The following is a 13,606-nucleotide window of genomic DNA, read 5'->3' on the forward strand; positions in this document are numbered from 1 at the left end:
TCAACAAACCTCAACCTGTCATACTACGACTCAGCTTGAACTCCTACGCGATTACGACTTTCACTCTTTGCTCGATACATAGCCTCATCCGCCATGGCAACCCCGAGTGAAACAATAACTCATAAAGAACCACCGTATTCCATTTTTTACTCAATATGCTGATTGGCACGCGCAATATAAACCTGTATTCAACATAAACAGATTCTGACATCAACAATACGAAAGTTAAGGTTCCAATATATGAAAAAGGTTTTAACGCTTAAGCAATTTCAAGATATAGTAAAAGAAGTTATATCCTTACAGCCTTACATTGAAGTGACCGAATCTTCTTTCAAAATGGAAAATGAAGACGAGGGAATTGAAAAGGAAGCATACGTTCTTGGATTTTCAAGGCATAGCAAACCGGGATTTGAAATATGTTTCGACTGGATAGCGAACGGTAACCTTGATGGTTACTTAATTGATATGTTTGATTTCACAATAGAACCTTACTGCCGGGGAGAATTTTCTCCGGTATTTAAAGGCCCGGTCATTCTTGATGACTTTAAAGAACCTTTCGCACCGTTTGAAGTTTCCGCTAAAATTCTTGAACTGGTTAAGCCGGAAATGTGGACTAAATGGATTGTAGAATACCTGCCTGAACCTCACGTCATCTTATAAATTACCCCTTCACTAAAAAACAAAAAAGGCGCTCCGATTTAACACCGGAGCGCCAGTTTGCTCACTCGCACCTGTGCAATCTATCTTAATAGATTAGGGAGGAAAGTGATGATTGCGGGACAAAGCGTCATCACAAGCAAAGATGTGAGCAAAGCAATGAGGTATGGAGCTGAGGCCTTGATTACTTTTTCCAGCGGAACCTTTGTTATCGCACTAGCGACAAAGAGATCCAGCCCTACCGGAGGGGTAATACATCCAATTGCGAGGTTGACGACCATCAACACACCGAAAAACAATGGATCAATTCCCAGCGTAATTGCTACCGGCAGGAAAATCGGAGTAAGAATAACAATCGCAGCCGAAGCATTGATGAGTGTTCCGATAAACAGCAGTAACACGTTCATTAATAAAAGGAATACGATCGGAGAACTTGTCAGGGAAACAATATATGCACCGATCTGATGAGGAATTTCCAGATTGGTAAGCATCCAACCGAAAACCTTTGCGGCTCCGACAATGAACATGATCATTGTGGTTCCCATTACAGCTTGAAAGATAATCCTCGGAAATTGTTTGATAGTCAGTTCTTTATAAATAAAGAAACCGACAAAGATTCCGTAGACAGCGGCTACCGCGGCAGCTTCTGTAGGAGTAAAAATCCCGCCATAAATACCACCGATAATAATTACCGGTGTCATAAGTGCCCAAAAGGACTCTTTAAAGGATCTCAAAACATTCATTATGGAAAAAGATCCTTCCGCAGGAATGCCTTGTTTCTTAGCAATAAAGTAACTGACTATACACATGGTTGCACCCATGAAAAGTCCGGGAACTAAGCCTCCGACAAAAAGATCGCCGATTGAAATCCCGGCAATAACACCGAAAACAACCAATGTGATGGAAGGCGGGATGACAATTCCTACCGTTCCACCCGCTGCAACAATCCCTGTTGCCAGTTCACGACTATATCCTTTCTTTTCCATTTCATCGACCATTGTTGAGCCGATTGCCGCAGTTGTGGCTGCGGAGGAACCTGAAATAGCCGCAAAGAACATACCTGAAACGGCAACAACCTGAGCAAGGCCGCCTGTGAAGGAACCAACCAGTGACTGTGCAAAGTTGACCAGTCTTTTAGTTACGCCTCCGGCAGACATGAATGCCCCTGCAAGCATGAAGAAAGGAACTGCCATAAAGGAAAAAGAATCAATTCCCGAATACATGACCTGAGTGATCATGACCTGTGGAATATTAAGATATTGATAAAGAATTACTGAAACGGAAAGTCCGAGTGAGTAAGCAACTGGAACCCCAAGAAAAGTCAAACCTAAAAAGGTACATAATAAAATTACTTCCATGATGCGCTCCTAGTTTTTACGTGCTGAGATTTCTTTGACAATTCGCACTGTATCTTTAAACAGGTAGAGCATCATAAGTGAGGCACTGATGGGGATGATTGAATAAACTACACTCATTGAAATTCCGAGACCCGGTGCTATCTGGAATGTCATTACGGAGGTCATTTTCGCCCCTTGAATAAGGAGAAGCAATGTGAATGCGTAACTGCAAAGATTTATAAGAATCTCAATAACAACGCCTATGCCTGTGCCCTTAAATTTATTAGGCAGAATTTGTACTGCCAGATGCCCGCTTTCGCCCATAATGAGAGCGGAACCTAAGAAGACAACCCATACGAACAGGAATCTCGCCAATTCCTCCGACCATTCAAATGTGTGCCCGAAAAAGTAACGGGAGACGACCTGAAAAAAGATCAGCCCGAGCATTAGAGTCATCGATGATACGGAAATCCAGTAAAGAACAAAGCGTAATTTATCAAATAATTTATCCATCAGAAGCCCTCCTTAATAAACAGGACCGGAACCAAATCCGGCCCTGAATTATAATGACTATTTTTTTAGGGCGTTAACCTTATCAATATTATCCTGTCCTACGACAGATGCGAATTTTTCATAAACAGGCCTGGTAGCTTTCGCAAAAAGAGTACGGTCAACTTCAATAACTTTGATCTTTCCGGTTGCTTCGATAAGCTTCCAGTATTCATCGTCTTTCTGTGTTGAAAGTGCGCGCTGCCAGTCAATGGCTTCTTTCGCTGCTTCCATGAGAATCTGACGCTGTTTTCCGTCAAGTCTTCCCCAACTGATCATAGACATTACGAGAGGTTCCGGTGCGTAGGAGTGAGCTGTTTTTGAAGCATATTTCTGAACTTCAAAAAAACGTTTGGTCCAGATGTGAGCGCTTGGGTTTTCCTGACCGTCAACAGTTCCCTGCTGCATTGCAGAATAGAGCTCACCGAAAGCCATAGGGGTAGGAGAAGCACCGAGTGACTTCATCATTTCGATGTAAATTTTATTGGTCATTACTCTGATCTTAAGATCAGCCATATCGGCAGGAGTTTTTACTTCACGAACATTATTGGTAAGGTGGCGAACGCCATTTTCCATGTAACCGAGAAGTTTGATACCTTTTGGTTCAAGAGGCTTACCAAGATCCATACCTACGGTATCAAGAGATTTGTAAGTATGCTCTCTGTCCTGAAAGAGGAAAGGCATATCGAAAAGGGAAATCTGCGGCTGGAACTGTCCTAAAACGGCAGTTCCGACCAGAGCCATATCAATGGTTCCGTAGATCAGACCTTCAATAAGGTCTTTCTGTCCACCGAGCTGTGAGGAGGGGAATACTTTAACAACAATTTCGCCGCCTGATTTTTCTTTAACCAGCTCAGCAAATTTTTCAGCTCCCTGTCCGTAAGGATGAACAGGTTCAGCAATGTGACCAAGTTTTAGTACTACTTTTCCGGCGAATGCGGGGACTGCCATTGTTACTACTAAAAGAGCAACAGACATGATGATGATTAAACGTTTCATAGACCCTCCTCTGAGTGAACAGATGTTAAGTTCTTTAATTAACAGCACCTTTCAAAACAAAATCTGGCTGTAAACCGGACTTTATCTAAAAAGCACTTAAAAAACTTATTGCGGGTTTAATGAGTATTTAATCTTTTAAGAGAATTTTGTTCATAATGTTCATGGGGCTAATTACGGAAATATTTTCGCTCGGGCCGACCGACTGTTCCGTATACTAAATCAGGATATATGAAACCGACTGACACTAGATATTCAAGATAACGACGTGTGGTAGACCTGCTTGCTCCGATCAACGAACCAACATCCTCGGCACCTAAACCGTTTTCAATATCAGGATCTTTAAATACATCCTGTACTTTTTTAAGGGTGAGCGGATCTATGCCTTTCGGTAAATCTTCTGACGGAGTTACAGCTGAGGCAGATGAAGAAGGATGCCGCATGCTATCGACATCTTTCTGCTCGAGCGTTTCAGGATTACGCAAACGGCTGTGATATTTTCCAAATCTGAAGAGGCACGCTTTAAACCTGTCAAGAATAACAGGCTTTATTATATAATCAAAAACTCCCCCACGCAGAGCCTCTTTAAGTGGCCCCATTTCACGTGCAGCAGTGATTAATATCACATCAGTTTCGAGTCCTTTCGTACGTATTTCTCGCAGCATCTCGAGACTTGTTCCTTCAGGGAAATATAGGTCCAGCAAAATCAGATCAGGCTCGAATATTTCGATCATTTCTTTAGCGTCATCAAGCCCCTGCGCAATGGCAACGACTTCAAAACCCTCTACCTTTTCGGTAAATCTACGATGAAGATCAGCTATTTTAGCATCATCTTCAACAATCATGACTTTGATCGGGTTCATATTCCACTACGCCTGATTTTAGGAATGATTACAGAGAACAAAGTTCCTTCTGATCCATCAGATGAAACCGAGACAAAACCTCCCAGCTCATCGAGTCGCTGCTTGACCAGATAAAGCCCCAGCCCGCGCCTGCCTGTCCCTTTCGAAGAAATACCTTTCTCAAAAATATGATCAATCTGATCCGGCGGTATTCCCGGACCTGAATCTTCAACTTCAAAAACAATATCATTTCCAAGGTCAGTGAAGGAAAGCTGTACCTTGCAATCGACTTTATCGCATCCAAGTACTGCCTCGAAAGCATTATCAAGTAAGTTGCCTACAATGGTAACAATTTTTTCCTGTTTAATCCAATCGGGAACATCGACCATAGTGCCTTCACGATCAACATCAAACTGAACCTTAAGCTCTTTGGCTCTATTAAATTTACCCAGAACAATTGCAGCAATGACAGGATGCGGAATTGCTTTATTAAGAAACATGATGAGGTCTTCGTAACCGGAAGATTCGCACGTTACCAAATCGAGAGCTTCCTGATATGCTTCTATTTGAATAAGCCCGGCAATGGTGTGCAGCTTATTAGAATATTCGTGAGTCTGGCCGCGCAAAAGTTCGGAATATTCCTGAATACTGGACAGCTCATGCGCGATTCTATCCAGCTCATCTTTACGGCGGAAACTTGCAACAAGACCTTTAATCTCGCCGCCCTGCAACACCGGTACAATGTTGAAAATAAGCTCCTGCCCGTTAACAATCCGTTCCTGATCGTATTCACCTTCACCGGTTGTAAGAGCGTAATTAAGTCCCGCACAGGGAATTACATCACCTATCATTTTACCGACAAGTTCAGCTGAATTAAAACAGGTATATTTTAACGCGGCTTTATTTGCCAGCCGGATTTCACCCCTATGATCAGTAGCGATAACACCCTCACGGATTGTCTCCAGAACGGCCCCGCGCTCGAGGTAAAGATTCGTAATTTCAGCAGGTTCAAGGTTAAGAGTAACCTTTTTTAAATGACGGGAAATATATGCGGTGCTGAAAAAACCAATCAGAGTCAAACCCAAAACAAACCATAAAGGTCTATCCAGATGTGCTGCAATATTTTTTTGAACATTTTCAGTGAGATATCCGACTGATACAAAACCTATAATCTCTGAAGGGGCACCAAATACAGGCACGAAACTACGAATCGAAGGCCCGAGAGTTCCGACCGCCTCCGAAACATACGACTTACCTTCCATTAAGACCGGCCCGGTATCGCCGCCCACAAAATATTTACCGATCCTTTCGGGAACAGGATGAGAATAACGAATCCCCGCTGAATCCCCTACAACAACAAAGGTTGCCCCGATTTTGAGACGGATATCTTCAGCCATAGCCTGAATTTGGCCTTCAGGATCTTTTTTGAGCAACATTTCACGAATCATAGGGACCTCGGCTACAGCTTGCGAAGTCTGCAAGGCACGAAGTCCTATCTGCTCCTTAAGAATATTAGAAGTGAGATCCGAGACTAGAAACCATGTGATACCGATCTGGACCAAAACCATTCCGGTTACCATGTAAACAAGATATAACTGGATTGTTTTCGGCTTTATAAAATCAAGAAATTTTAATTTTTTCATAGGAACTCCGTTGATGAATCAACCGGACATTAAGAATTAATAATTTTCAATAGCCAGAATTATCTTTTAAATAATCTAATTTAAAAAAACGGGCACAACAACTTAATTTTAGAAAAACGCATAAAACACGAACGTTATGATTAAATGGACTTTATTAACGCAAAAAAGCTGACCAGATGTATTCCCCGGTGACAGGAACATCTGATCAGCTTTCAATCAATATATATAAGCCGCTTAAATTTGCTTATAGCAATAACATTGAGCAATAAGTATATTCAGTTATTTTTCCTTTTGAGCTGCGAAGAGCAACAATCCATTATCATGATCAGTCCATTTTTGCTGAAAATTTCCAAAACCGCTAGCTGCTAATTTTGTTTCCAAAACTTCGGCCTCTATAAAATGCGAAAAATATCCACAAAGTCTTGTCATCATTTCTAACGCAACAACTGTTTCTTTGGACATATCACTACCCCGATGAGCATGATGATGGGCTACAAACCACCCGCCCGGAAGCAATGCCTGATTTATTTTTTCAAACAGCGGTTCCAGGTTGTCCTGACAAGAATACAAAAAATGGGATGTTAAAATAAGGTCAAATTTTTCATCCGGCAGTGCGCCTGTACGCAAATCCACGCCATATCCTGTGATTCGTCCAGCATATCCCATCTGTGCACATCTTTTTTCGGCTACATCGGCAACCTTAGGTAAATCACAAATAATTCCGGCTAAATCAGGGTTTTTATCAAGTATCGACATTGTATATGTTCCGTGATTACCACCAAGGTCTGCCATCAACTTAAAAGAATTAAAATCGGGCAACTCGCTTATAATTTCCACAGCTTTTTGCAATCCACCGGCAACAGCATTCTGAGCTGTTCCTTCCATCGCTTCTTCTGTTGACCACTTTTTATCAGTATCTTTACGTTCTTGTTTATCTTTTTTTAACATTTCTCCCAGTGAACTATTCACTGTCTCGCAAAACCCCATGGACACTATGGCTGCCAACCCTTGATAAAGTGGTGCTGTGCTTACTAAAAATTCTGATGCTATTTTTGAATTTGAATATTTCTCATCTCTTTTTTCGACAAGCCCACGAACTTCAAGCAAGTTCAATACTGTCTCTAATTTATAAGGGATAAATCCAAACTCCTGAGCCAGATCATCCAACGATTTCTCTTGGTTTTCCAAGACGTCGAACATCTTTATTTTTATGGCTTCAATTATTGCCGGAGCAGTAACACTTTGAAGAATAATATCATTGATCGGTGTAAAACTTTCTTTAGGGAACGGAATATTCATAACTACTCCTGAATAGAGTTTAGCACCTAAACCCTATGGTTAAAAAAATTTACTTCAAATAATTATCCATCCACTTATTCATATTACGACAGATATCATCAAATACCTGAAGTTTTTCATCATCCATAGATCTCAAATATTCCAAAAAAACGCGATCATGCTCAAGGTGAAAATTATAATGATTGTCTACAGCAATCTTGCCGAGAGCGGTCAGTTTGATAACCACACGCGCCCCGTTTTCGGGATCTTTCTCCTTCACGCAAAGTTCTTTCTTCACCAGTTTAGATATTAACTGCGAGACAGCCCCTTTAGTAACGCCGGATTCATGAGCAATCTCGGTAACTCCGCCCCCGCCAAGCCTTTCTACAGTTGAAAGTGTGTGGATTTCGGCAGGATACAACTGCATGCCTATCCCGAAATCAAAAGATTTCTGTGCAACCATTGTATATTGGGACAGAACTTTACCCAGTGAACACATATTCGGAATTACATCTTTAACTTTGCGCATGAAAACTGTTTAGCAACTAAACTCTTTCCATGTCAACCACACTTTTTACATTTTATTTACAAATAGCCAGCTCACTGCTATTTAATAAAAATGGGTAAAAGTAAATATAATCAAGTAAAATCAACTGTAGCAACATGTGTTGCAACACTCTTTATAGCACTGTTTTTTTGCTCTTCCACTTTTGCCTCTAATCCTGAACCAGAATTCCCGATAGCCGATCCTTTCAAGGCTACTATTTTCGGAACACCCCGTGACCTCGTACAGACATTCCCTGAACCGGTTAAAACCGAGGAATGTGAAATTGTAATAGAAGATCGCAGAATTCCAGATATTTTCTGGTACAATGAAGACTTCTACTACACTACCGCCATGCAGAAAGAAGAAGCTCCGCTCCTCTTCATCATCGCAGGAACTGGCTCAGAGCACGACTCAACGAAAATGAAATTTTTGACTCAGCTTTTTTATCAAGCCGGATTTCATGTTGTTGCCCTTTCATCTCCCACTCATATGAATTTTATTGTCAGCGCATCCAGATATGCCGCACCGGGTTATGCTCCAAATGATGTTGAAGATTTATACAGGGTCATGAAATGGATAAAAAACAACCTCGAAGAAGACCATAAAATCAGCGGCTACAACGTTACAGGGTATAGCCTCGGGGCTATGCACTCAGCCTTTATTGCTAATCTGGACGAAACACGCAAAGATTTCTCCTTTGACAAAGTTCTGATGATCAACCCGCCTGTAAGCCTCTACACCTCGGCATTGCGCTTTGATTCATGGCTGAGTCCTGAAAACCTCGGTGACAAAAAACCACGCGAAGTAATCGACGAGCTGATTCATGCTTTTTCAGAAATGTATCTGCATACTGACATAACCGACTTCGATGATAACTTTCTATATGGACTTTCGCAGCATACTCATTTTTCAGAAATGGACCTTCGAGCCATCATTGCCGCGTCATTCAGACTTAGTTCTGCCAACATGCTTTTCACCTCGGATGTATGTATAAATGCCGGATATATTGTCCCTGTCAGCAAAACATTATCTACCGGTGACAACCTGCTGCCCTACACTCGAGTAGCTACCGCCATCACTTTTGAAACCTATATAAATGAGTACCTGCTGCCGTATCAGCAATTCATTACTCCCGGCATAACAAAAGAAGAGCTTATCCGCCGTTGCAGCCTGAAAAGCATTGAAGAGTATCTTGCTACCTCCCAAAAGATTTTTGTGCTCGGTAATTCGGACGATATCATTCTTGATGAAAGTGAAGTAAATTTCCTGCGTAAAACATTCGGAGAACGAGCTGTATTTTTCCCGCGCGGCGGACACTGCGGTAACATCATGTTCAAACCTTTTGCGGCTAAAGCGCAGGAGATGCTGAAATGATGAATACTACTATAAAATATGTGATGGTCCTTTGCCTGTTCCTGCTTATTCCATCCTGCGCTACCATAAAAAAAGAAGCCCCGGATATGACACTGCCCCCCACTGGTTTTATGACTCCAGTGTCACACGCTCCGACACCGACCAACATCATGCGCAAAGAAGCGGATTTAGAATTTCTTGATGTCTACGATCCGTGGGATGCAATGAACCGCAATATTTATTCTTTCAACGCTCAATTTGACCGGGCAATATATATCCCTGCGGTCAATATATACACAACCGTTCTGCCTAAACCGGTTCGCAAAGGCGTAACCAACGCCGTAAATAACCTGAATGAAGTAAATGTAATCCTTAACAGCTCGTTGCAAGGACGGGGTGAAAAAGTTTTAAGATCTTTTTACCGTTTGCTCCTCAACTCAACATTCGGAATTCTCGGCATTATGGATGTAGCTGATGACTGGGGAATCAAAAGGGTTGTAACGAGCACAGCAGATACTCTGGGAGTGTGGGGAATGGGTCCCGGACCATATGTAGTGCTGCCACTCTTCGGCCCCTCCAGTGTGCGTGATTCCGCCGGACTTGCCGGAGACTCTGCCCTGCTGTGGGTACAGATGAATTATGTTTATGACATCCTGGGCGTAAAAGAAGGTAGAACACTCATAGGAGCAGGTGAAGCCACAATCCGTGGACTCAACCTGCGCTCAAAGGTCCCCTTCCGGTACTATCAGACAGGTTCACCCTTCGAATATGACCTAGTGCGCTTTCTCTATTCGACAAAGCGTGAACTGGATATTGAAAAGCAGTAAGCTTCTTGAAATAGTTATCTGACGTTCTGAACTCGAATATAAAGAGCCAATCCCAGCATAGTGAGCGCAATACCCGCCCAGCCTAATGCTCCTGGCAAAGCCCCGCCAAGCAGCAAAACTTCTCCGAGCAGAGAAAAAACCACTTCCATAGACTGAGTACAATCTGCCGCAGCAAGTTCTGCCGCAGAACGGGCTTTATGGCGGATATAAAGAAACAGACTTGTTGCTGCAACACCGGAAAAGACGGCAACCAGAGCAGTGTTAACAATCTGATTCATTGCTGGCGCAGGCGGGGAAAAAACAGCTATCAGCACACCCCATAATGGAAGTGAACCAAGCGTTAAAAGCAGTACCCTACAAAACGGATCATCCATGGCGGGACTATCAAGGTGCGGTATAAAACGCACACCACCCTGCCGCGCTTCCCACACTAGCTGATTACCAAACGGGTAAGCAAAAGCAGCTATAAAAACAGGAATTGCGCCCAGTAAAATTTCATTTAACGGATTCACTCCTGCCCTTTCTAAATTTACGAGCAATACTCCCGCAAAAATTATCAAGGTCAAAAACATGGCCCGCAGCGGAATCTTTTTACCGAATAAAAGTAAGACTATCGGCGTGGCAAGAATAGTTGTCTGCCATGTTGCGGCGACCACCCATCCGGGAGCATAAGAGGCGCTGAATGATATTAAAGCGTAAAAAAGCCCGAAACCAATCCCGCCGGCAACGGTCCAAAACACCCAGTGGCGGATATACAGTTTCAGGGATTCAATGAACAATTTCCTGCGTAAAGCAAAAAGCCCCACTGACAAAAAACCGAGCATCCAGAAATAGCGCAAACTTGCAGACCAGACCCAGTGCCCACCGTCAAGGCTCATCGCCCGGTTCAGAACAAAAGTCGTACTGAAAAAAAATGCAGCTAAAATTCCTATCATTATAATTTTCATGCTGCGCTCCATGCTTTGCCGGGGATTATTTATTAAGGACTTTGAATTGATAAACATTGTGTAAATATTTGTCTATGACGATTCAATTTAAACTAAAAAAGTCCCGACTCTCGTTAAAGAGTCGGGACTTTTAATAATCCATCTAAGTTTATTTCAGAACGGGAACTTATAAAAGTTCCTCGATAACTTCGATGAAAAAGCTTGCCGCAACGGCCAGAATTTCATCGTTGAAATCAAACTTACTGTTGTGCAGAGGTGGCGAATCTACGCCGTTTCCGATCCACACATAGCAGCCTTTGGTATGTTTCATATAGAAAGCATAATCCTCGGCAGCCATTGATGATTCCATATCTGTTACGACATTTTCTGCGCCCACGGCTTTTTGAGCCGCTTTTATTGCAATTTCAGGAACAGAATTTACAAGAACCGGATGTTTACGAACATAATCCAGTTCCGCTTTCACTCCATAAATTGCGGCTGCGCCTGCAACGGTCTGTGCTATTGATTCTTCAATTAAATCCTGCACACTTTCATTACAGGTGCGAACGTTACCCTGAACCATTACGTTGTCAGGAATTCCGTTACGCAGACTGCCTCCGTGAACCTGAGTTATGCTGACAACTCCGCGCTCATGTGAAGGAATTTTACGTCCGACAATTGTCTGCAAACCTTTAATAATATCCGCGACTGCGGCAAAAGGCTCGTTGCAGACATGAGGCATTGAAGCGTGACCGCTTTTCCCTGTCACCATAATCTCAAAACGATCTTCGGAGGCCATGCACGCGCCCTTATGGACCGCGATTTTACCGGAAGCAAGGCCGGGCCACGCATGATAACCGAACAGATAATCAACTTTATATTTGTCGAAGAATGAATCCTCGATGACCCGTAATGCGCCTTCATAGCCCTCTTCGCCGGACTGAAAAAGAAGCAGGACAGTACCGTTGAAATCTCTATTTTTAGAGAGATAAGCGGCAAGAGCGAGAAGAGAAGTACAATGCCCGTCATGTCCGCATGCGTGCATACGTCCTTCAACTTGAGATTTATAAGCGAAACCGTTTTCTTCACTCATCTCAAGCGCGTCCATATCAACCCTGAAAGCTACAGTTGTGTCGCCTTCTCTGCCGTCGATTTTAGCGACAAGAGAATTAACACCGATATTTTCATACGAAATACCGTAATCATCCAGCTTTGATTTTACCAAAGCTAAAGTTTCAACTGTTTCAAGCCCTATTTCAGGGTTTTTATGAATCTGATGACGTATCGCTTTAAACTCATCAAGCAGTGCTGTCACATCCGGATTCAATCCCATTTAGATATCTCCCATATACTTCAAGACAGCCTGAGCAATTGCAGCAGAACCGATATAGGTGGAAACCATGACAAACAAACTTACTACCACAATACGCCAGCCGCTCTTCTTGAATGCAGCCAGATCCTTACCGATAGCGACACCTGCATAAGCAAGAATAGGAGTGGTAAGAGCCAGAAAGTGAACTTTTGCAACATATGCGTTAGTCACTGCGGAATAAGGGAAAGTAGGGAGTGTAATAATTACACCATATGTGATGACAAAAAGTACGGAAGGTATTTTTTTAAGCAAAAACATGTTGGTTGCTACGCCTGAAATGCAAAGCAACAACAATATTCCCATACCTGGAAGAGCATCAATAATATTATTATTAAAGCCGGCATGATTACCTACGAGAGTCATAGCACTCACGATAAGAAGCACGAGAAATGATTCAAAAAGAGTTTGTTGTTTAGTCATTATACATTCTCCGAACAAGTTTTGTATTTAAGCTTGTAAAGATAGTTATAGAGCTTATTGGACATAGGAAGAGCCAGAATGAGAGACATGTACACCCCGTCAATTCCGGAAAGGGTGTTACTTGCAACACCGAAAGCCTGAATCTGTTCAGCCATTGCAGGGTAACTTGCACTGAGGCTACCAACCGCAGCAGTCATCATACTTGCACTACCTACACCGGAAGCCATTGCCAGCGCGTAAGGATGGAAGATTTCGAATGCAGCAAGAAAGGAAGCCATCAATCCGAAAAAGATTGTACCGAATACAGTTCCGCAGATGTAAACGCCCATTACGCCGCGTCCTTCAGCGGAATCAAGACCGTAAACATCACCGATAAGTGCAACGTTAGGCTCGCGGGCAATTGAATGAGCCGCCCCTACAGCTTCACGCTTGAGACCGAGATACATGGCAAGAGGAATACCGATGATCAAAGTTGCAATATTACCGAACTCCTGAAGAACAAGAGCTGGTCCGGCTTTAAGGATTTCGTAGAATTTAGGACCGACAAGAGTTCCGTATCTTGCCATAAGCAAAAGCAGAGTCAGACCGACAAGAGTACTTGCCTGAATCATATCTTTTTCTTTTACTACCTTAAGAAATTTCGGGCCCATAAAGATACCCATAAACATCGCGTACAACATAGGCAGAAGAACGAGTTTACCCGGTCCAACGTTGAATGTAACGATTCCGATTAACTCCGAAACTACAACCAGCGCCAACACGAGCAGGTGCAGTTTCACATTTTTCAAAGCATCATTCATAACTCACTCCAATTAAGGCAAACTGCTTAATAAAATTAAACGATTTGCAAAACTTAAAC

Annotated in this window: 14 protein-coding genes; 3 read left to right on the top strand and 11 right to left on the bottom strand. The window is 42.7% G+C overall.

Features of this window, described 5'->3' with window-relative positions; genetic code table 11:
- Positions 1-240: 240 nt before the first annotated feature.
- Positions 241-660, top strand: a complete 420-nt coding sequence (locus tag BLT41_RS08160) for a hypothetical protein (protein ID WP_092159998.1) — start codon at positions 241-243, stop codon at positions 658-660.
- Positions 661-740: 80 nt separating this feature from the next.
- On the opposite strand, the gene BLT41_RS08165 is transcribed toward BLT41_RS08160, so the two are convergent.
- The 7 genes from BLT41_RS08165 to BLT41_RS08195 form a co-directional block, all read right to left on the bottom strand.
- Positions 741-2,015 (bottom strand): TRAP transporter large permease, encoded by a 1,275-nt coding sequence (locus BLT41_RS08165; protein WP_092159999.1) that lies wholly within the window; start codon positions 2,013-2,015, stop codon positions 741-743.
- A 9-nt stretch (positions 2,016-2,024) separates the two neighbouring features.
- Entirely contained in the window at positions 2,025-2,507 is a 483-nt protein-coding gene (locus BLT41_RS08170; protein WP_092160000.1) for a TRAP transporter small permease, read from the bottom strand.
- A gap of 57 nt (positions 2,508-2,564) precedes the next feature.
- Complete coding sequence (locus tag BLT41_RS08175; RefSeq protein ID WP_092160002.1) at positions 2,565-3,542, bottom strand: TRAP transporter substrate-binding protein; 978 nt, start codon at positions 3,540-3,542, stop codon at positions 2,565-2,567.
- 167 nt (positions 3,543-3,709) lie between these two features.
- A complete protein-coding gene (locus BLT41_RS08180; RefSeq protein ID WP_092160004.1) occupies positions 3,710-4,402 on the bottom strand; it encodes a response regulator in 693 nt (230 codons plus the stop codon).
- Positions 4,399-6,024: an ATP-binding protein gene (locus BLT41_RS08185; RefSeq protein WP_092160005.1), complete on the bottom strand. Its 1,626-nt coding sequence runs from the start codon at positions 6,022-6,024 to the stop codon at positions 4,399-4,401. Before BLT41_RS08185 ends, BLT41_RS08180 begins: the two co-directional genes overlap by 4 nt.
- Positions 6,025-6,303: 279 nt before the next feature.
- Positions 6,304-7,323 (bottom strand): class I SAM-dependent methyltransferase, encoded by a 1,020-nt coding sequence (locus BLT41_RS08190; protein ID WP_092160007.1) that lies wholly within the window; start codon positions 7,321-7,323, stop codon positions 6,304-6,306.
- Between the two features lie 49 nt (positions 7,324-7,372).
- Positions 7,373-7,831, bottom strand: coding sequence for a MarR family winged helix-turn-helix transcriptional regulator (locus tag BLT41_RS08195; protein ID WP_092160008.1), 459 nt, complete (start codon positions 7,829-7,831; stop codon positions 7,373-7,375).
- Positions 7,832-7,921: 90 nt separating this feature from the next.
- On the opposite strand from BLT41_RS08195, the gene BLT41_RS08200 reads away from it, so the two are divergent.
- Entirely contained in the window at positions 7,922-9,223 is a 1,302-nt protein-coding gene (locus BLT41_RS08200) for an alpha/beta hydrolase family protein (RefSeq protein ID WP_244512227.1), read from the top strand.
- Positions 9,220-10,029: an MlaA family lipoprotein gene (locus tag BLT41_RS08205; protein WP_092160009.1), complete on the top strand. Its 810-nt coding sequence runs from the start codon at positions 9,220-9,222 to the stop codon at positions 10,027-10,029. Before BLT41_RS08200 ends, BLT41_RS08205 begins: the two co-directional genes overlap by 4 nt.
- A gap of 14 nt (positions 10,030-10,043) precedes the next feature.
- Here the strand turns inward: BLT41_RS08205 and BLT41_RS08210 are convergent, their stop codons facing one another.
- From BLT41_RS08210 to BLT41_RS08225, 4 genes are all read right to left on the bottom strand, one after another.
- Positions 10,044-10,976 carry a DMT family transporter gene (locus tag BLT41_RS08210; RefSeq protein ID WP_092160011.1) on the bottom strand — a complete coding sequence of 311 codons (933 nt, stop codon included), beginning with the start codon at positions 10,974-10,976 and terminating at the stop codon, positions 10,044-10,046.
- A gap of 166 nt (positions 10,977-11,142) precedes the next feature.
- Positions 11,143-12,288 carry an amidohydrolase gene (locus BLT41_RS08215; RefSeq protein WP_092160013.1) on the bottom strand — a complete coding sequence of 382 codons (1,146 nt, stop codon included), beginning with the start codon at positions 12,286-12,288 and terminating at the stop codon, positions 11,143-11,145.
- Positions 12,289-12,747: a hypothetical protein gene (locus BLT41_RS08220; RefSeq protein WP_092160015.1), complete on the bottom strand. Its 459-nt coding sequence runs from the start codon at positions 12,745-12,747 to the stop codon at positions 12,289-12,291. It lies immediately after the preceding gene.
- On the bottom strand, positions 12,747-13,547 hold the full coding sequence (locus BLT41_RS08225) for a DUF3100 domain-containing protein (protein WP_092160017.1): 801 nt from the start codon (positions 13,545-13,547) through the stop codon (positions 12,747-12,749). The genes BLT41_RS08220 and BLT41_RS08225 overlap by 1 nt, the downstream gene beginning before the upstream one ends.
- Positions 13,548-13,606 lie beyond the last annotated feature (59 nt).

The organism is Maridesulfovibrio ferrireducens (genome assembly GCF_900101105.1).
Lineage (GTDB): Bacteria > Desulfobacterota > Desulfovibrionia > Desulfovibrionales > Desulfovibrionaceae > Maridesulfovibrio > Maridesulfovibrio ferrireducens.

Bases quoted from the DNA above. Each gene is read 5' to 3' on its own strand.
- BLT41_RS08210 (WP_092160011.1), bottom strand. From the start codon at position 10,976: ATGAAAATTATAATGATAGGAATTTTAGCTGCATTTTTTTTCAGTACG.
- BLT41_RS08225 (WP_092160017.1), bottom strand. From the start codon at position 13,547: ATGAATGATGCTTTGAAAAATGTGAAACTGCACCTGCTCGTGTTGGCG.
- BLT41_RS08175 (WP_092160002.1), bottom strand. From the start codon at position 3,542: ATGAAACGTTTAATCATCATCATGTCTGTTGCTCTTTTAGTAGTAACA.
- BLT41_RS08215 (WP_092160013.1), bottom strand. From the start codon at position 12,288: ATGGGATTGAATCCGGATGTGACAGCACTGCTTGATGAGTTTAAAGCG.
- BLT41_RS08220 (WP_092160015.1), bottom strand. From the start codon at position 12,747: ATGACTAAACAACAAACTCTTTTTGAATCATTTCTCGTGCTTCTTATC.
- BLT41_RS08190 (WP_092160007.1), bottom strand. From the start codon at position 7,323: ATGAATATTCCGTTCCCTAAAGAAAGTTTTACACCGATCAATGATATT.
- BLT41_RS08160 (WP_092159998.1), top strand. From the start codon at position 241: ATGAAAAAGGTTTTAACGCTTAAGCAATTTCAAGATATAGTAAAAGAA.
- BLT41_RS08180 (WP_092160004.1), bottom strand. From the start codon at position 4,402: ATGAACCCGATCAAAGTCATGATTGTTGAAGATGATGCTAAAATAGCT.
- BLT41_RS08185 (WP_092160005.1), bottom strand. From the start codon at position 6,024: ATGAAAAAATTAAAATTTCTTGATTTTATAAAGCCGAAAACAATCCAG.
- BLT41_RS08205 (WP_092160009.1), top strand. From the start codon at position 9,220: ATGATGAATACTACTATAAAATATGTGATGGTCCTTTGCCTGTTCCTG.
- BLT41_RS08195 (WP_092160008.1), bottom strand. From the start codon at position 7,831: ATGCGCAAAGTTAAAGATGTAATTCCGAATATGTGTTCACTGGGTAAA.
- BLT41_RS08170 (WP_092160000.1), bottom strand. From the start codon at position 2,507: ATGGATAAATTATTTGATAAATTACGCTTTGTTCTTTACTGGATTTCC.
- BLT41_RS08200 (WP_244512227.1), top strand. From the start codon at position 7,922: ATGGGTAAAAGTAAATATAATCAAGTAAAATCAACTGTAGCAACATGT.
- BLT41_RS08165 (WP_092159999.1), bottom strand. From the start codon at position 2,015: ATGGAAGTAATTTTATTATGTACCTTTTTAGGTTTGACTTTTCTTGGG.